Source organism: Erwinia mallotivora (genome assembly GCF_000590885.1).
Classification (GTDB): domain Bacteria; phylum Pseudomonadota; class Gammaproteobacteria; order Enterobacterales; family Enterobacteriaceae; genus Erwinia; species Erwinia mallotivora.
The window spans coordinates 1-17,590 of record NZ_JFHN01000039.1 but is presented as its reverse complement, the minus strand read 5'-3'; the positions used below and the strand labels follow the sequence as shown (position 1 = coordinate 17,590).

Genomic DNA, 17,590 nt, shown 5'->3' with positions numbered 1-17,590 from the left:
GCTGGCCGCGATGGCCGTCTCAGCGCTCGGCGCAGCAGCAGCCCCTGCCACGGCCGCACCGCTGCACCCGATGAGCCTGCCTGTACAGGTTACACGGCAGGAAGTTCCGCGCATCAGCAGCGGCCAGACCGGCAGCGCCCCACAGATCCACGCTTCATTCACCATCGTACAGCAGCCCGGCCAGAGTCAGCAGGATCTGGTTGATGAGGTGATGCGCAGACTTGAAGCAAAAGAACGGCAGGCACAGGCACGCGTCCGCAGCAGTTACCGCGACAGGGGAGGATTTGAGGAATGATGATGACGCTGGGGATGTTCGTTTTTATGCTGAAAACAGTCCCGTATCAGGAACTACAGTTGCAGCGCAGCTGGCGGTTTCCATCCAGCAGCCGGGTGGGTGTGCGCCCCTCGCTACAGTTTTTGGGGCCGGATAACGACACGCTGACGCTTTCCGGCGTGCTGCTGCCGGAGATAACCGGCGGCAGGCTGTCGCTGTTCGCGCTGGAGCAGATAGCCGAGTTGGGGCGCGCATGGCCGCTGATTGAGGGGAGTGGCACCATTTACGGGATGTTTGTCATTGAGAGCCTGAGCCAGACCAAAGCGGAGTTTTTCAGCAGCGGCGTCTGTCGCCGCATTGAGTTTACGCTCACGCTGAAGCGCACCGATGAGTCGCTGGGAGAAATGTTTGGCAGCCTCAGCGATCAGCTTTCCGCCATGCAGAGTGCGGCACTACCGCCGCCGGTAAGCTGACCGCCGCAGCGGGAGGGCTTTTCTCATGATGGCAAACCAGTGGATTAACGGGCAGACGAATGCGCCCGCTTTCCGGTTGACGCTTGAAGGCGCTGACATTACGCAGACGCTGGAGAAACGGCTGTTAAGCCTGACGCTGACCGATAACCGGGGCTTTGAGGCGGATCAGCTGGATATTGAACTGGACGATGCGGACGGCCAGCTGATGCTGCCGCGTCGGGGTGTTTCGCTGTCGCTGGCGCTCGGCTGGAAAGATGAGGCGCTTTTTCCGAAAGGCACCTTTACGGTGGATGAAATCGAACACACCGGCACGCCTGACCGTCTTGTGCTGCGCGCCCGCAGTGCCGACTTTCGCCAGACGCTGAATATAAAGCGCGAGAAGTCCTGGCATAAAACCAGCGTGGGCGAAATCGTCAAAGACATTGCCGGGCGGCACAAGCTGTTGCCCGCGCTGGGTGATGATGTGGCAAAAATGGAGATTGACCACCTCGATCAGACTAACGAATCAGACGCCAGCTTTATGATGCGGCTGGCGCAGCAGTGTGGCGCAGTTGCCTGCGTGAAGAATGGCAACCTGCTGTTTATCAGACAGGGGCAGGGCAGGACCGCGAGCGGTAAAGCATTGCCGGTTATCACCCTTCAGCGTAAGGACGGTGACGGCCACCGGTTTACCCTTGCTGATCGTGATGCTTATACGGGTGTTATCGCCAGCTGGCTGCATACCCGCGAACCGACGAAAAAGCCGGTGGTGAAAGTGAAGCGCAGGCGCAGGAAAACGAAGAAAAAGAAAGAGCCGGAGGCGAAACAGGGCGACTACCTGATCGGGACAGATGAAAACGTGCTGGTTCTCAGTCGCACCTATGCCAACCGGGCAAACGCTGAACGTGCAGCAAAAATGAAATGGGAACGACTTCAGCGTGGTGTGGCAACTTTCTCAGTCCAGCTTGCGCGCGGGCGTGCCGATCTCTATACGGAAATGCCGGTTAAGGTTAGTGGATTCAAGCAGGCAATTGACGCGGGGGAATGGATTATCACAACCCTGACTCACAACCTGAGCGCGGACAGTGGCTTTACTACCAGTATTGAACTGGAAGTCAAAATTGATTCGCTTGAGATGGAATAAGAGCTTTCTGAAAGGTCTTGATAGTGATATTTTGTTCCCAAAATGGGATGCTGAGGGATTGATAATGATGAATTGCCCGGTGTGCGGTCACGCTGCACATACCAGAAGTAGCCAACAAATCTCTAAAGACACCAAAGAGAGATACAACCAGTGCCAGAATATTAACTGTAGTTGCACGTTTAAGTCGCTTGAAACGGTTGTAACAATCATCACTAAGCCGGGAGCAATCAACCCTGTGCCACCTCACCAAAACAGACATCAGCAAGGTGCGCTTTGGCTTTAGTAAATGACCCGCAGCAGGCGGGTTTTTTTATGTCTGTAAGAAATTGAGAAAAACTCCGTCGCCATTTTGCCGCCAATACCCAACAAAAAGGGGCTACGTTTTTACGTAACCCCTTGTTTTAATTGGTGGAGCTGGGGGGATTTGAACCCCCGTCCGAAATTACTACACCGTCGGCACTACATGCTTAGTCCAGTTATTACATTCGCTGGTTAGCTGCGAACGGACACGCCACTAACAAACTAGCCTGATTGGATTTAACGCTTCAACCCCAGGCAGGGCATCCACGCGATCTCTTTTGGGTTTGACCTATCTTGATCCCCGTCCTAAGAGCGGAGGCTAGGGAGAGAGGACACCTTCAGTTTCTTAGGCTGATTAAGCTGCGATTGCAGCAGGTGCGTAGTTTTCGTCGTTTGCGACTATTTTTTTGCGGCTTTTAACGAGGCCAACCGCCCCTCGGCATGCTCCTTGGGCTTCGCAAATCCCGTCGAATCCAGAATCAGCCCCAGGTACTGGAAAAGCACTATACAGAAAAACCTGCCATTACACCAGTGGCTTAGCGATTGGCGTGTTTCATAATACGTGCTTTGTCTAATTTCCACTCTCTTTCTTTAATATCATCGCGTTTGTCATGCTCTTTTTTGCCTTTGGCAACGCCGATTTTTAGCTTGGCCCAGGCATTTTTCCAGTAGAGTGACAATGCCACTATGGTATAACCTTCGCGGTTTACACGACCATACAATGAATCCAGCTCGCGTTGATTTAACAATAATTTACGGTTGCGAGTGGGGTCGCAAACCACATGTGAGGACGCTACGGTCAACGCCTGAAAAGTAGAGCCGAACAGGTAAGCTTCACCATCACGGAGCAAAATATAGCTGTCGCTGATATTGGCTTTACCTGCACGTAATGATTTGACTTCCCATCCCTGTAACGAAAGCCCGGCTTCGAATTCTTCCTCAATGAAGTATTCATGGCGGGCTCGCTTATTCATGGCAATGGTGGCTGAACCGGGTTTATGTGCTTTTTTCTTTGTCATAGTGCAACTTAGTCTACATGAAGCAATGATTGATGGCATCCCCTGTAACAACCGCGGCAGGGAAAATCGCTATTCTAGCAGAACACAGACGGCTGAGAATTTTTGTTTGATCCCCGGCAATGTTACAATCGGAAAGTTTTAAGATTAACAGGAAATGTTATGTCTCAGATTAGTCGCTCGGCTTTGGTTCCTTACAGTGCAGAGCAAATGTTCAGGTTGGTAAATGATGTTGATGCTTACCCGGAGTTTCTTCCTGGCTGTACTGGTAGCCGTGTTCTTGAAGCCAGTGAACAACAAATGACAGCATCAGTGGACGTCTCAAAAGCAGGTATCAGCAAAACTTTTGTAACCCGTAACACATTGACCAACAATCAAAGCATACATATGCAGCTGGTCGAAGGGCCGTTCCGCAAACTGACAGGTGGCTGGATATTTACTGCGTTAAGTGAAGAAGCATGTAAAGTTGAGCTGAATCTTGAGTTCGAATTTACCAATCTGTTAGTGGAAATGGCTTTTGGAAGGGTCTTTAAAGAGCTTGCCAGTAGCATGGTTCAGGCTTTTACCCTTCGGGCTAAAGAGGTCTACAGTGCCTGATATCGTGGTCGAAGTTGTTTATGCTCTTCCGGAGAAACAGTATCAGCTTACAGTCAATGTGGCGGAGGGCTGCACCATTGAGCAGGCGATTAAACTATCCGGACTTCTCGAATTAAGAAGCGAAATCGATCTTTCCAGCAACAAAGTAGGAATATTCAGTCGCCCGGTAAAACTTCACGATGAGGTTCACAGCGGCGATCGAATTGAAATCTATCGTCCTTTGCTGGCAGATCCAAAAGATCTGCGCCGTCAGCGTGCTGAGCGAGCGAGCAAAAAATAAGGCGCTTTCTGCGCCTTATCGTTCCTGATTTTTCCCCGCCATTCATCAGCTTTATCGTAAAAATCAGCCTTTTTTGCTGGTCAGATTGGGTTTGTTATCGATGTTAGTCAGCTTACCGTTACTGTCAAAAGTTAGCGTCAGCGTCTGCTGAGTGACAGGTTCATGTCCTGGTTCCTGACGGAAAACGTAATACCAGACGTTGCTCCCAAACGGGTCACGCATCATCGGGGTTCCCAGCGTATAAGCCACCTGCTGTTGCGTCATTCCGGTATGAATTTTAGAAACGTCGTTTGCAACAAGATAGTTACCCTGATTGATGTCTGGCCGATAAACCACACGCTCCAGAGTGGAACATCCTGTAGTCATCATTAGAAGAACCACCGCAGCAGCAGTCAGCGTTTTACAGCGCATAAGTATCTATATTCCTTTTAAGGCCAACAATCTGGCTGCATCGAACAGTGACGACGATAACAGCATAAGAAGTCGATGATAATAAACCTTTCCGCAGTTTTAAACCTCTGCGAATTAAGCTTATGACCACAGCTGCCTTAAAAAGTGCAACATCAGGCAGCTAAAAGCTCTTTGGCATTTGCCAGTGCGTTACGAGTCACTTCACTTCCACCTAGCAAACGTGCGAGCTCCCGCAGGCGGGCTCGTTTATCAAGAGGCCGCATATGCGTTTCTGTCATCTCACCATCCGTCTCTTTACTGACGAAGAAATGATGATTACCGCAACCCGCAACCTGTGGCAGATGGGTGACACACATTACCTGGGTAGACTCACCCAACTGCCGCAGCATCTTCCCGACTACCGCTGCGGTTGGTCCGCTTATGCCCACATCAACTTCATCAAAAATCAGTGCTGGGGTATCCATTTTACGTGCGGTAATGACCTGGATCGCCAGCGCGATACGTGAAAGTTCACCCCCGGAGGCTACTTTTGACAGAGGTTGAAGTGGCTGACCGGGATTGGTGCTGACCCGAAAATCAATGCGGTCTGCGCCTTCCGCTGTAAGCTGATCGGGATTGAAAACGATCTCGATGCCAAGCTGTCCATGCGGCATTGACAGTGCATGCATACTTTCGCCAATCAACTGGCTCAGTTCCTGTGCATAGTGAACGCGGCGCTGGTGCAGCGTTTTTGCATGGTTCAGCGCGAGATGATGATGTTGAGCGGCAATTTGTGCCAGATTTTCCTGGTCGCTTTCCTGCTGATTGAGCAGTTCCTGCTCCTGCAACAATTGCTGATGAAAGCCCGGGAGTTCTTCCGGTGTAATGTGATGCTTGCGTGCCAGGCTAATCTGCCGTGACAGGCGTTGTTCCAGTTCATACAACCGGTTAGGATCCAAATCAAGATGTTCGCAGTAATGGCGAAGCTCATCGCTGGCTTCACTGATTTGTATTGCAGCCTCATCAAGCAGGGTACAAATCCCGCTAAGTTTATTATCCATGCCGACCAGTTCACTCAGCATTTGTTGGGTAATATAGAGCTGATTTTGCAGGGTGCTGTCCTCGCCATCAGCCAGTAGCATCAGCGCTTGCTGGCTGGTGGATAACAGTTGCCCGCTGTTAGCCAGCCGTTTGTACTCTTCATCAATGGACTCGTATTCACCCAACTGTGGGGCAAATTCATTGAGTTCTTTCAACTGATATTGCAACAGCTCACGGCGGGCTTCACGCTCCTGTGACAGTTGCTGATGCTGTGCCAGCAAACGGCAGCTCTGATTCCACTGGCGGTAGCTGTCAGCCATTTCCTGCAACAGCATATTTTCACCCGCATAACCATCCAGCAAGTTCTTTTGATGTTCAGGCTTAAGCAGTAGTTGGTGGGCGTGTTGGCCATGAATCTGAATAAGCAACTGACCAAGTTCACGAAGTTGTGAAAGAGGAACGGCAGTGCCATTAATGAAGCTTCGCGAGCGGCCATCGCTGCTGATTACGCGGCGTAACAGGCATTCGCTGCCTTCATCAAGTTCATTAGCAGCCAGCCATTGTAAAGCCGCTGGGGTGTCTTTGAGGGTGAAACTGGCACAGATGTCAGCTCTGGTGGCTCCACGGCGCACCATGTCTGCTTCTGCACGACTTCCCAGACACAAACTCAACGCATCAATTGCAATCGATTTACCGGCTCCTGTTTCGCCGGTGATTGCTGTCATGCCGCGTTGAAAGTCGATTTCAAGTTCACGAACAATCGCAAAATTACTGATGGTCAGTTGTGCCAGCATAATGAATATTCCTGTATGAATGCACAGATATGATTTTTCATACAGTATATACTGGTTTTATAACCAGTAAAGTGGCTGGCGTTGATTTTCAAAACAATTTTTTTGACCAGTTAAGCTTGGAACTTAATGTGTTGAAATAATTATAATTTTGTGGATGGATGAGATTAAGGTGATCATCATTTCTGCGAATCAGCACATCTTCGCCCTCCTGAATGGGCAGGGCAATCTGACTGTCACAGCTGACTTCCAGATCGCTGCGCATGTGAGAGAAGCGTAGTCGGATAGTACTGCTACTGTTGATAACCAAAGGACGGGCTGAGAGCGTATGCGGAAACATCGGCACAATTGCTATTGCGTCGAGGGAGGGAGTGAGAATAGGGCCCCCCGCAGAGAGTGAGTAGGCAGTAGAACCGGTTGGTGTTGAGATGATCAAACCATCAGAGCGCTGTGAAAATGCAAAAGTTTCATCAATATACACTTCAAACTCAATCATATGAGCGACTTTGCCGGGATGCAGCACCACTTCATTTATTGCGGTACCAATTCTTGGCTCTCGTCCCTGGCGGCAGACCTGTGCTTCCAGTAAAAAACGGCTTTCGGTGATGTATTTGCCTTCCAGTACGTCTGCCAGTTGTTGTTGAGCATTGTCAGGGTCGAGATCGGTGAGAAAGCCCAAATTTCCCCGGTTGATACCAATGACTTTAATATCGTAGCGCGCAAGCACGCGAGCGGCACCCAGCATATTTCCATCACCACCCACCACGACGGCGAGATCGGCACGTTGGCCGATTTCAGCCAGAGTTCCGGTTGCAACGTCAGAAAGGTTCAGCTCTCGGGCAATCTGCTGCTCAATGATCACCAGATATCCTTTAGCCGTCAGCCAGCGGTAGAGCATCTCATGAGTGGTCAGCGCAGTGGGGTGGCGTGGATGTCCCACAATACCAATGCAATTGAAATGATTGTTCATCATGCTGGTGTTCCTCGTTAAGGTAAACTACCTCAGACAATGTGATGGGTTCACTTGAAACCGCAATTCTGATCCCCATAATAAGCGAACCAGCGAGATGAATGTGCACAAACGCGGAGAATTTCATGAGCAGTAAAGAACAGAACACACCAAACGAGCAAGTCTCAGACGATATGGAGATGGCGCAGGCGCAACAACAGGAAGCGGAGACAACTGAAGGCGTGGATCTGCGTGACGAGCGTATTGCTACATTAGAAGCTGAACTGGCACAGGCTCAGGGCGGTGTACGTGAAGCACAACTTCGTGCGCAGGCAGAAATTGAAAATATTCGCCGCCGTACCGAACAGGATGTAGAAAAAGCACACAAATTTGCTTTGGAAAAATTTGCTAATGAGCTGCTGCCGGTGATTGATAGCCTGGAACGTGCGCTGGAAGTCGCAGACAAAGAAAATCCTGAACTTACCGCTATGGTTGAAGGAATTGATCTGACTCTGAAATCACTGCTGGGCGCAGTAGGTAAGTTTGGTGTTCAGGTTGTCGAGGATATTAACGTTCCTTTTAATCCGGACATTCATCAGGCTATGTCGATGATGGAATCCGCCGATGTGGCACCGAATCACGTTTTGATGGTAATGCAGCGTGGTTACACACTGAATGGTCGCTTGTTGCGTCCTGCAATGGTGGCGGTATCCAAAGCTAAAGCCTGATCGCTCGCCTTTTCAGGGTTTAATGCCGGTTTCATCAGTGTTAAACCCTGACCCACCCGCTTTGTTATGGCAACACGGGTTTCCAGTCTACCGGCTGTTCACCATGTTCAACCAGCCACTGGTTGGTTTTTGAAAAGTGGGCGCAGCCAAAAAATCCCCGATGAGCAGATAAAGGCGATGGGTGAGGGGCCTGCAATACACAATGGCGCTTTCTGTCGATGATGGCTCCCTTTTTCTGTGCGTGAGAACCCCACAATAAGAACACGACGTCTTCACGATGCTGATTAATGGCGGCTATTACATTATCAGTGAAGGTTTCCCAGCCAAAACGTGCATGCGAGTGTGCATGACCGCCTTCCACTGTCAGAACTGTATTGAGCAACATTACCCCCTGTCTGGCCCAGCTTTCCAGAAAACCGTGATCGGGGCGTTTGAAGCCGGGAATATCTGTTTCCAGTTCCTTATAGATATTGAGCAGCGAAGGAGGCACGGCAATGCCCGGCAGAACGGAAAAAGATAAGCCATGCGCCTGATTCGGGCCGTGGTAGGGGTCCTGGCCCAGGATCACAACTTTTACCTTACCCAGCTCGGTCAGACGAAAAGCGTTAAAAACGTCTTTTTGCGGTGGATAAACTGTTTTGCCTGCGGCCCGTTCTTTTGCTACCGATGCCAGCGTTTCGATGAAGTAAGATTTTTCTTTTTCCTGTGCCAGCACATCGTGCCAGGTCAGCGCATTGACCATTTCTGCCTCCTTAGGGGTAACCAGACCGTAGCTTAACGCGGATTCCTGGCGGCGCAAAATTAAAATAAAATTGAAATTTACAAAATTATTTTTAGCGAAGCGGTTGTGAAAATTGAGTCAAATCAAAAAGTTGATCGTCGGGCAACTCTCAATGCGTAGGCGTGATTGATTCAGATCAAAATCATCCTTTTCTCATGCTGATATACAGCTCTGATACGGTTTGAGTTTTCACCTGATTTAACTCGCTGATCATTTCAGCACTGAATAGCCTGGGAGGCATAACATGATTACCGGAGTTCAAATTACCAAAGCAACCAATGCTGCATTGCTGAATTCATTCTGGCTGCTTGATGATGAGAAAAATGAAGCTCGCTGTGTTTGTGCTAAAGCAGAATATAGTGAAGACCAGATTGTGCCTGTCGATCAGCTTGGCAAGTTTGAATATCGCGAAGTTCCTCTGGAGGTGAAACCTCAGGTGCGTGTTGAAGGTGGTCAACATCTGAATGTGAATGTTCTGCGGCGTGAAACACTGGAGGATGCCGTTAAACATCCTGAGAAATATCCACAACTGACTATCCGTGTTTCCGGATATGCCGTGCGTTTTAATTCTTTGACCCCTGAACAGCAGCGGGATGTTATCGCTCGTACTTTTACTGAAAGTCTTTAATATCGCCGAAATAACAACGGAATCATTAATCTTTTACGGCTGGTGCAATCTCGTATAGCGGCAGAGTAGCAGGGGATTCAACTTCGCTGTGCCAGATACATATATCGAATTGAAGGATCTGGCAGACATTAATGGTTCCGTTAACTGACGTTGTCATCTCTCAAGTCAGAAGCTGTCTCATATCATTGTTGGTGGAGAGGCGTTCGGTATGAGTAATTATTTGAATGTGCATTACTGTTTTTTACCAGGCTTCATTGGCGGGTAATTATTTTTTGATGCCTGGGAAATATCTCCGCTAAACCGCAGACAGCCGCCGCGAAGACGGCTGAGCGGGGTTTATTCCTGATCGGCAGGAACAATGTTTTCGCTCGGGTAGCAGCCAAGTACCTTGAGTGAACGGGTGATAGTAGCCAGTTCGCGCAAAGCCTGCTGTACCGCTTCGCTGCGCAAATTACCCTGAAAATCAATGTAAAACATCTCTTCCCACGGGTTGCCATTAATAGGACGTGATTCCAGTTTGCTCATTGGCAGATTATGCTTTTGCAACACCAGAAGCGTTTCTACCAGTGCACCTGCTTGTTGACCTGTTGCCATGATCAGTGTGGTTTTTGCCGGAACTTGCTGTGTGACTTCGACGGGTTTACGGGCGAGAACAATGAAGCGGGTGAAATTGTGTTTCTGGTTTGCCAGACCTCGTTCCAACACCTGTAATCCATACAAATTACCGCCAGCTTCACTACCCAGCGCGGCCACCTTTGGTGAATTCAGAGTGGCGACTTTCTCCATTGCCGCTGCGGTACTTTCGGTATATTCAATTTTCCAGTGCGGATAGCGATGAATAAACAGGCTGCATTGTTGAAAAGGCTGAGGATGGCTGTAAACCGTGTCGATTTGTGCCAGATCGGTAGTGTCAGAAACCAGTACACAGTGGTCAATTGGGATGGTCATTTCACCGACAATGGACAAACTGGTTTGCTGTAGCAGGTCATAAACCTCATTAATTGAACCTGAGCTGGTGTTTTCGATTGGCAGAACTGCATAGTCTGCCTGCCCCGTTTCTACCTGGCTAAAAATATCACGAAAGTTCAGGCATCCGCTTTCAATAACATTATCAAAGTGGCGGGTTGCATACTGACGTGATGCCAGGTGGGAGTAAGAACCTTTGGGACCAAGGAAGGCAATACGCGCCGAATGCGCACAGGTTTTATTCAGGTGTTTTTGCAGTAAAGCCTGCTGGGTTAAAACTGAGTCTTCAATAATCAGTTGGAAGAGACGGGTGATGTAGTGTGCATTCAGATTGTGCGCTTTGGCTTGTATTATGAGGTTTTCCAGAAGCTCCCTTTCTCGCTCAATGTCGCGAATAGGGCGATGTGTGGCCATTTTAGCTGTCGCCACCTCAATTGCCAGTTTCCGGCGACTGGCCAGTAAGTCCAGTAGTCTGGTATCCAGTGCGCTGATCTTTTCACGCAGGCTCAGCAAAGGATTTTCATCGGTCATAGTGCTACCTGTCAGATGTTCATAAAAAAAAAGCCTCCCGCTGGGGAGGCTTAGTTGTTCGTCTTCGCATTCTTACTTAAATGACGAATAGCCTCCCGGTCAGGGGAAGGTAAAAAAGAATGCGAAGAAAAACAGCTGTTTTTTCATAATAATGTCCATAGTACCTGAGTGCTTAAAGTAACCGCTGCAAATTCTTTCTGTCAATAAAAAACGCGCCCTGAGGCGCGTTATCCCATTTTATCAGGTTATTCTTCGTCTACAACGCTAAGATCCTTCACGCTGGCTGCTGCGCGTCGCGCCTCACCTTTATGCTGAACTTTGTTCAGCTGGCGTTCGAGTTTATTGATAAGTTCATTGATAGCCGTGTACATATCATCATGTTTGGCGCTGGCTACGAGGGGACCATTAGGTGTGTTGATGGTCGCATCGGCGACAAATTCTTTCGGTTCTTTCGAAAGAACAATGTGAGGATTGATCAGATGAGTTTGCCATTTTTCAAGTTTGGCAAGACGATCTTCGACATGCTGGCGGATAGCCGGAGTGATTTCCATTTGCTTGCTGGTAATGTTCAGAACCATATATGCCTACCTCTCTGTCATTTCCGTCGAATGTAGATTCAGCATACCCGCAAAAAGGAGGAAATGTATGATTCAGATCGCATTTTTTTGTCACTTTTTGTCAAGCATACAAAATTTGCGAGATCTGCTGATAATTGGAGGCTCTGGCCTTGTAGGACAGAACATTGCAGTGCATTATGGGTAAGTTGACTCAGGAAGAAGGGTATAGCTGATGCTCTGTCTGAGGGGAAAAAAGCAGCCAGTGGCTGCTTTTTTTGTAGTTAAGTGTGGTCAGAGTAAGAATGCCATCCGCATCTGAATGGCATTACATTAGTCAACCCACTGGCTTACTTATATCATGCTTTGTTCAGCGCGATAATTTTTGCCACTTTCTCCGCTTCGGCGTTTAGCTGTAGCTGGCGGTAAGCATTTTCCATTAAAGGCAGGGCTTTGCGAGTAGCCTGTGTATCGGGATAGTCTTTCATCATTTGTTCTACCCGGTTGACGACGGCAACATAAGCTCCGCGCTTAGTGTAGAATTGCGCAACGGATAATTCATACTTTGCCAGGCGATCTTTCAGGTATACCAGACGTTTTCTTGCATCTGTCGCGTACTGGCTGTTTGGATAGCCACGCAGCAACTGAGAGAAGTCATGGAAAGCATCACGTGCGTGAGTGGGATCGCGATCGGAACGATCAATACCAAAAAAGCCCTGTAATGCGCTGTCATCAAGCGCCATGTCAGTCAGACCACGCATGTAAATAACGTAATCAATGTTTGGATGGGTTGGATTCAGACGCATAAAGCGGTCAATTGCGGCCTGCGCCAGCGGCAAATCGGCATTTTTGTAGTAAGCGTAGATCAGGTCCAACTGAACTTGCTGGGAGTAAGGTCCGAACGGATAGCGGTTGTCGAGTGCTTCCAGTTGCGTTATTGCTCCTTTAAAGTTACCGTCCTGCAGTTTTTGCTGGGCAGTGGCATAAATCTCAGAAGGCGGGCTATCGGGCACCGTATCCTTCGAGCCGGAACAACCCGCTAATGCCAGGCTCAACGTGGCTGCAGCCACCAGATATTTCATACGCGTCATGACGATTTGATTATCCTCAGAGTGTTATTCAGGAAGCTGTCCATATAGCTCCCGATAGTGACCAGGTACAATAGCACATTATATTAAACGGCATTGCCGTGAAAACCCAACGTTAACGAAGAAGCTGTTTATGGCACAACAAGTAAAACTCAACGCAACGGTCTCCGAGTCGCAACTCGGACAACGCTTAGATCAGGCTTTGGCCGAATTGTTCCCGGATTATTCAAGATCTCGCATAAAAGAGTGGATTCTTGACCGTCGCGTCGAAGTGAATGGCGCAATTATTGATAAACCTAAAGAAAAAGTGCTCGGTGGCGAACACGTCGCTATCAACGCGGAGATTGAAGAGGATGTACGCTGGGAAGCACAGGACATTCCACTGAATGTGGTTTATGAGGATGATGACATTCTGGTTATCAATAAGCCTCGTGATCTGGTGGTGCATCCGGGCGCAGGCAATCCTGATGGAACGGTGCTGAATGCCTTGCTTCATCTCTATCCTGCTATTCGCGATGTCCCCAGAGCGGGAATAGTACATCGCCTGGATAAAGATACTTCCGGCCTGATGGTTGTAGCCAAAACAGTGCCAGCTCAGACGCATCTTGTGGAGTCGCTGCAATTACGTGAGATTACGCGAGAGTATGAAGCGGTTGCAATTGGCAGGATGACTGCGGGGGGCACGGTGAACGAACCGATTAGCCGTCATTCCACCAAACGGACCCATATGTCTGTACATCCAATGGGAAAACCAGCCACTACGCACTATCGCATTATGGAGCATTTTCGTGCTCACACACGTCTGCGGCTACGGCTGGAAACGGGGCGCACGCACCAGATTCGTGTTCATATGGCGCACATTAATCATCCGCTGGTGGGTGATCCTCTTTATGGCGGCCGCCCACGTCCTCCGAAAGGTGCCTCTGACAGTTTCATCTCTGTTTTGCGCAAATTTGATCGTCAGGCGCTGCATGCCACAATGTTGCGTCTGTACCATCCAATTACCGGTATTGAAATGGAATGGCATGCACCATTGCCGCAGGATATGGTTGACCTGATCGCGGCATTGAAAGCTGATACCGAAGAGTTTAAAGATCAACTGGACTGGTAATGAATCTTATTATCCCTCAATGGCATGCGCCGGCTGACGTGCGGGCAGCATCGACCACACGTGCGGGCGGCGTCAGCTGTCCGCCATGGGATGCGCTTAATCTGGGAGCGCATGTGGGCGATAACCCGGAGGATGTGCAGTTAAACCGCCAACGTCTGGTGATGCAGGGAAAATTACCTGCTATGCCAGTCTGGCTGGAGCAGGTTCATGGTGTCCGGGTGCTTCACATAAAGGCGGGACAGTCAGATTCATTGCAGGCTGATGCCGCATACACACGTGAGCGTGGGGTGGTGTGTGCGGTAATGACCGCGGACTGTCTGCCAGTGCTGTTTTGCTCACGAGACGGTAAAGAAGTTGCCGCAGCCCATGCAGGATGGCGTGGATTGTGTGCTGGTGTTCTGGAGGCCACGCTGGATGCTTTTAACGCGCCTCCACAAGATGTATTTGCCTGGCTGGGGCCCGCCATCGGGCCAACTGCTTTTGAAGTTGGACCTGAGGTGCGCGATGCTTTTCTGGCACAAGATTTAACCTCTGGCGCGGCATTTCGTCCTGCTGGCGAAAAATATTATGCCGATATCTGGCAACTGGCTCGCATCCGACTTGCCCGCAAAGGTGTGCGGAATATAACGGGTGGCGGGCTTTGCACCGTGTCAGAATGGCAGCAATTTTTCTCTTTCCGACGCGATGGTGTCACTGGCCGTATGGCAAGTTTCATCTGGCTGATATAACCTGTCGCCATAAGACGGTCCGGATTGATGTATTTTTCGCCAAAATGTTCGGGTCATTAACTTGAAAATTTGAGGGACGACCTCATTTAATCTCCAGTAGCAATTTGACCTGAATGGGGGAAATTATGCGTCTGGACCGTCTTACTAATAAATTCCAGCTTGCTCTCGCTGATGCCCAGTCTCTGGCTCTCGGGCACGACAACCAGTTTATCGAACCTCTCCATCTGATGAGTGCACTTCTCAGTCAGGATGGCGGATCCGTCCGGCCTCTGCTTACCACCGCTGGTGTTGATGTGGCCTCACTTAACAGCAGTGTGCAACAGGCTATCTCCCGGCTACCTCAGGTGGAAGGAAGTGATGGCGATGTCCAGCCTTCTGCCGATTTAGTCCGCGTACTTAATCTTTGTGACAAGTTGGCGCAAAAACGCGCCGACAATTTTATCTCATCTGAGCTGTTTGTTCTGGCAGCCCTCGACTCGCGTGGCTCGCTGGCGGATTTGCTGAAATCTGCGGGTGCAACCAGTGAAAACCTGACACGGGCTGTAGAACAGATGCGTGGGGGAGAAAACGTGAACGATCAGGGGGCTGAAGATCAGCGGCAGGCATTAAAAAAATACACCATCGATCTGACCGAAAGGGCAGAGATGGGCAAACTGGATCCGGTTATTGGTCGCGATGAAGAGATCCGTCGCACCATCCAGGTATTGCAACGGCGAACCAAAAATAATCCCGTGCTGATTGGTGAACCCGGGGTGGGAAAAACGGCCATTGTTGAAGGCCTTGCTCAGCGAATTATCAATGGCGAGGTGCCGGAAGGCCTGAAAGGCCGGCGCGTGCTGGCTCTGGATATGGGGGCACTGGTGGCTGGTGCTAAATATCGCGGTGAGTTTGAAGAGCGTCTGAAAGGCGTACTTAATGATCTTTCTAAGCAGGAAGGCAACGTTATTCTGTTTATCGATGAGCTGCACACCATGGTTGGTGCAGGTAAAGCCGACGGAGCGATGGATGCAGGAAATATGCTCAAACCCGCTTTAGCGCGTGGCGAATTGCACTGCGTGGGCGCCACCACGCTGGACGAATACCGTCAATATATTGAAAAGGATGCTGCCCTTGAGCGTCGTTTCCAGAAAGTTTTCGTTGCTGAGCCGGGCGTGGAAGACACTATCGCCATTTTACGCGGTTTGAAAGAACGTTACGAATTACACCACCATGTACAAATTACCGATCCGGCGATCGTTGCTGCGGCTACATTATCGCACCGCTATATTGCCGATCGTCAGTTACCTGATAAAGCCATCGACCTGATTGATGAAGCGGCTTCCAGTATTCGTATGCAGATTGACTCGAAACCGGAATCTCTGGATCGTCTTGAGCGCCGCATAATTCAGCTCAAGCTGGAACAGCAGGCACTCAAAAAGGAATCGGATGAAGCCAGTATTAAGCGCCTCGATATGCTGGAAAGCGAGCTGACGCAAAAGGAGCGGGATTATTCTGAGCTGGAAGAAGAGTGGAAAGCGGAAAAAGCCTCTTTATCAGGTACTCAGACAATAAAGGCTGAGCTGGAACAGGCAAAATTATCGCTGGAGCAGGCACGTCGTTCTGGTGATTTGGCGCAAATGTCGGAGCTGCAATACGGAAAAATTCCTGAACTGGAAAAACAGCTCGCTTTAGCAACTCAGTCAGAAGGCAAGACAATGCGCCTGCTACGCAATCGTGTAACAGACATCGAAATTGCTGATGTTCTGGCTCGATGGACCGGGATCCCGGTAGCCCGCATGATGGAGGGAGAGCGGGATAAATTATTACGTATGGAGCAGGAACTGCACAAAAGAGTTATTGGTCAGGACGAAGCGGTTACTGCGGTTTCCAATGCTATAAGACGCAGCCGTGCCGGACTGGCCGATCCAAATCGTCCGGTTGGCTCATTCCTGTTACTTGGACCTACGGGGGTCGGTAAAACTGAGCTTTGTAAGGCGCTGGCTAACTTCCTGTTTGACAGTGATGATGCGATGGTCCGCCTCGATATGTCTGAGTTCATGGAAAAACATGCGGTTTCGCGTCTCGTCGGGGCACCTCCAGGGTATGTAGGCTATGAAGAAGGGGGATATCTGACAGAAGCCGTGCGTCGCCGCCCTTACTCAGTGATCCTGCTGGATGAGGTAGAAAAGGCGCATCCGGATGTTTTCAATATTTTGTTGCAGGTTCTCGATGATGGACGACTCACTGATGGGCAAGGCAGAACGGTAGATTTCCGTAATACCGTGGTGATTATGACCTCGAATCTGGGATCTGATTTAATTCAGGAGCGTTTCGGTGCCCTTAGCTACGCCGAAATGAAAGATGTTGTGATGGCCGTGGTTGGGCAACATTTCCGCCCTGAGTTTATCAACCGTATTGATGAGCTGGTGGTATTTCATCCATTGGGTGAAAAACACATTGCATCAATAGCCAAAATTCAGTTGCAGCGACTGTATGATCGCCTGGCAGAACGCGGTTATACGTTGCACATTTCTGACGAAGCGCTGCAAATGTTGGGTGAAAATGGCTATGATCCTGTCTATGGCGCAAGGCCATTGAAACGCGCTATCCAGCAACAGATAGAGAACCCACTGGCTCAGCAGATCCTTTCCGGTAGTCTGACGCCAGGAAAATTGATTGAAATGGATGTACAGAATGGTGCAATTGTCGCTCATCAATAATGATTAATCCGGATGGTTTTTTTCCATCAGGTTCTTCATTGTATCAATCCGGGTAGTGATATCTGAGAAGCACCGTTCGCATAAAGCATCGGTGCTTTGTTTTCTTCCTTTAACTTAATGAAATGTCTCGCTGGCTTAATTTTCACCATTCAGGATGAATTTTGAGCTGTTGAATTTTTTTTTCAAAACAGCGCTTGTCAGCTCTCAGAAACTCCCTATAATGCGCCACCACTGACACGGAACAGCGGCTGAGAAGCCAGCGGGTCAGGAGGTTCAGCAACGCTGAGCCGCCGGAGAAAGCCTCTTAAAAAAGAAGTTGACTCTGAAGGAGGGATGCGTAATATACGCCACCTCGCAACAGCAGCAGCGCTGCCGGTTGCACCGCTCTTTAACAATTTATCAGACAATCTGTGTGGGCACTCACAGGATTGATATCCGCATCTCCGGATGCAAAAAATATCAAGCCTCAGAGTGAACACGTAATTCATTACGGTTTTTCCTGAGCACCGCTTCACGAGTTGAAGCAAATCAGACTTTTAATT

General features: G+C 49.5%; 18 protein-coding genes, 1 other RNA gene, 2 pseudogenes and 1 other annotated feature. Of the genes and pseudogenes, 11 read left to right on the top strand and 10 right to left on the bottom strand.

Annotated elements, in window-relative coordinates:
• From BG55_RS07375 to BG55_RS21795, 4 genes and pseudogenes are all read left to right on the top strand, one after another.
• Positions 1–295: pseudogene (locus tag BG55_RS07375) on the top strand (phage tail tape measure protein); the annotation flags it as partial.
• Positions 292–776 (top strand): annotated as a pseudogene (locus BG55_RS07370) (phage tail protein). The pseudogenes BG55_RS07375 and BG55_RS07370, both read left to right, overlap by 4 nt.
• Positions 773–1,870 carry a phage late control D family protein gene (locus BG55_RS07365; protein WP_034936027.1) on the top strand — a complete coding sequence of 366 codons (1,098 nt, stop codon included), beginning with the start codon at positions 773–775 and terminating at the stop codon, positions 1,868–1,870. The pseudogene BG55_RS07370 and the gene BG55_RS07365 overlap by 4 nt, the downstream one beginning before the upstream one ends.
• 64 nt (positions 1,871–1,934) lie before the next feature.
• On the top strand, positions 1,935–2,153 hold the full coding sequence (locus BG55_RS21795; RefSeq protein WP_071994992.1) for an ogr/Delta-like zinc finger family protein: 219 nt from the start codon (positions 1,935–1,937) through the stop codon (positions 2,151–2,153).
• Between the two features lie 123 nt (positions 2,154–2,276).
• Here BG55_RS21795 and ssrA read toward each other — a convergent pair.
• Positions 2,277–2,657, bottom strand: a transfer-messenger RNA (tmRNA) gene (gene ssrA / locus BG55_RS21790).
• A gap of 49 nt (positions 2,658–2,706) precedes the next feature.
• The gene (gene smpB, locus BG55_RS07355; protein ID WP_034936023.1) at positions 2,707–3,189 is read right to left on the bottom strand and encodes an SsrA-binding protein SmpB; all 483 of its coding nucleotides are present in this window, start codon (positions 3,187–3,189) and stop codon (positions 2,707–2,709) included.
• A gap of 159 nt (positions 3,190–3,348) precedes the next feature.
• Between smpB and BG55_RS07350 the strand changes: the two genes are divergently transcribed.
• Positions 3,349–3,783, top strand: coding sequence for a type II toxin-antitoxin system RatA family toxin (locus tag BG55_RS07350; protein WP_034936021.1), 435 nt, complete (start codon positions 3,349–3,351; stop codon positions 3,781–3,783).
• A complete protein-coding gene (locus BG55_RS07345; RefSeq protein ID WP_034936019.1) occupies positions 3,776–4,063 on the top strand; it encodes an RnfH family protein in 288 nt (95 codons plus the stop codon). Before BG55_RS07350 ends, BG55_RS07345 begins: the two co-directional genes overlap by 8 nt.
• Positions 4,064–4,126: 63 nt before the next feature.
• Here BG55_RS07345 and bamE read toward each other — a convergent pair whose 3' ends face one another.
• From bamE to nadK, 3 genes are all read right to left on the bottom strand, one after another.
• The gene (gene bamE / locus BG55_RS07340) at positions 4,127–4,474 is read right to left on the bottom strand and encodes an outer membrane protein assembly factor BamE (protein ID WP_034936017.1); all 348 of its coding nucleotides are present in this window, start codon (positions 4,472–4,474) and stop codon (positions 4,127–4,129) included.
• Between the two features lie 152 nt (positions 4,475–4,626).
• Positions 4,627–6,288, bottom strand: coding sequence for a DNA repair protein RecN (gene recN / locus BG55_RS07335; RefSeq protein ID WP_034936014.1), 1,662 nt, complete (start codon positions 6,286–6,288; stop codon positions 4,627–4,629).
• 88 nt (positions 6,289–6,376) lie between these two features.
• Entirely contained in the window at positions 6,377–7,255 is an 879-nt protein-coding gene (nadK, locus tag BG55_RS07330; protein WP_034936032.1) for an NAD(+) kinase, read from the bottom strand.
• A 125-nt stretch (positions 7,256–7,380) separates the two neighbouring features.
• Here nadK and grpE point away from each other — a divergent pair, with 125 nt between their 5' ends.
• Positions 7,381–7,962, top strand: coding sequence for a nucleotide exchange factor GrpE (grpE, locus tag BG55_RS07325; RefSeq protein WP_034936013.1), 582 nt, complete (start codon positions 7,381–7,383; stop codon positions 7,960–7,962).
• Between the two features lie 64 nt (positions 7,963–8,026).
• Here grpE and ung read toward each other — a convergent pair whose 3' ends face one another.
• Positions 8,027–8,704, bottom strand: coding sequence for a uracil-DNA glycosylase (ung, locus tag BG55_RS07320; protein ID WP_034936012.1), 678 nt, complete (start codon positions 8,702–8,704; stop codon positions 8,027–8,029).
• 283 nt (positions 8,705–8,987) lie between these two features.
• On the opposite strand from ung, the gene grcA reads away from it, so the two are divergent.
• Positions 8,988–9,371: an autonomous glycyl radical cofactor GrcA gene (gene grcA / locus BG55_RS07315; protein WP_034936010.1), complete on the top strand. Its 384-nt coding sequence runs from the start codon at positions 8,988–8,990 to the stop codon at positions 9,369–9,371.
• 336 nt (positions 9,372–9,707) lie between these two features.
• Here the strand turns inward: grcA and pheA are convergent, their stop codons facing one another.
• From pheA to bamD, 4 genes are all read right to left on the bottom strand, one after another.
• Positions 9,708–10,868, bottom strand: a complete 1,161-nt coding sequence (gene pheA / locus BG55_RS07310; RefSeq protein WP_034936009.1) for a bifunctional chorismate mutase/prephenate dehydratase — start codon at positions 10,866–10,868, stop codon at positions 9,708–9,710.
• 23 nt (positions 10,869–10,891) lie between these two features.
• Positions 10,892–11,016, bottom strand: a sequence feature (Phe leader region).
• Positions 10,968–11,015 carry a hypothetical protein gene (locus BG55_RS22960; RefSeq protein WP_200871605.1) on the bottom strand — a complete coding sequence of 16 codons (48 nt, stop codon included), beginning with the start codon at positions 11,013–11,015 and terminating at the stop codon, positions 10,968–10,970. (Overlaps the previous feature by 48 nt.)
• 97 nt (positions 11,017–11,113) lie before the next feature.
• Complete coding sequence (gene raiA, locus BG55_RS07305) at positions 11,114–11,446, bottom strand: ribosome-associated translation inhibitor RaiA (RefSeq protein WP_034936008.1); 333 nt, start codon at positions 11,444–11,446, stop codon at positions 11,114–11,116.
• Between the two features lie 335 nt (positions 11,447–11,781).
• Positions 11,782–12,513, bottom strand: coding sequence for an outer membrane protein assembly factor BamD (bamD, locus tag BG55_RS07300; RefSeq protein ID WP_034936007.1), 732 nt, complete (start codon positions 12,511–12,513; stop codon positions 11,782–11,784).
• A 130-nt stretch (positions 12,514–12,643) separates the two neighbouring features.
• Between bamD and rluD the strand changes: the two genes are divergently transcribed.
• The 3 genes from rluD to clpB all read left to right on the top strand — a co-directional run bounded on the left by rluD (position 12,644) and on the right by clpB (position 17,048).
• Positions 12,644–13,621 (top strand): 23S rRNA pseudouridine(1911/1915/1917) synthase RluD, encoded by a 978-nt coding sequence (rluD, locus tag BG55_RS07295; protein WP_034936006.1) that lies wholly within the window; start codon positions 12,644–12,646, stop codon positions 13,619–13,621.
• Positions 13,621–14,349, top strand: coding sequence for a purine nucleoside phosphorylase YfiH (gene yfiH, locus BG55_RS07290; protein ID WP_034936005.1), 729 nt, complete (start codon positions 13,621–13,623; stop codon positions 14,347–14,349). Before rluD ends, yfiH begins: the two co-directional genes overlap by 1 nt.
• Before the next feature lie 113 nt (positions 14,350–14,462).
• A complete protein-coding gene (clpB, locus tag BG55_RS07285; protein ID WP_200871604.1) occupies positions 14,463–17,048 on the top strand; it encodes an ATP-dependent chaperone ClpB in 2,586 nt (861 codons plus the stop codon).
• Positions 17,049–17,590: the final 542 nt, after the last annotated feature.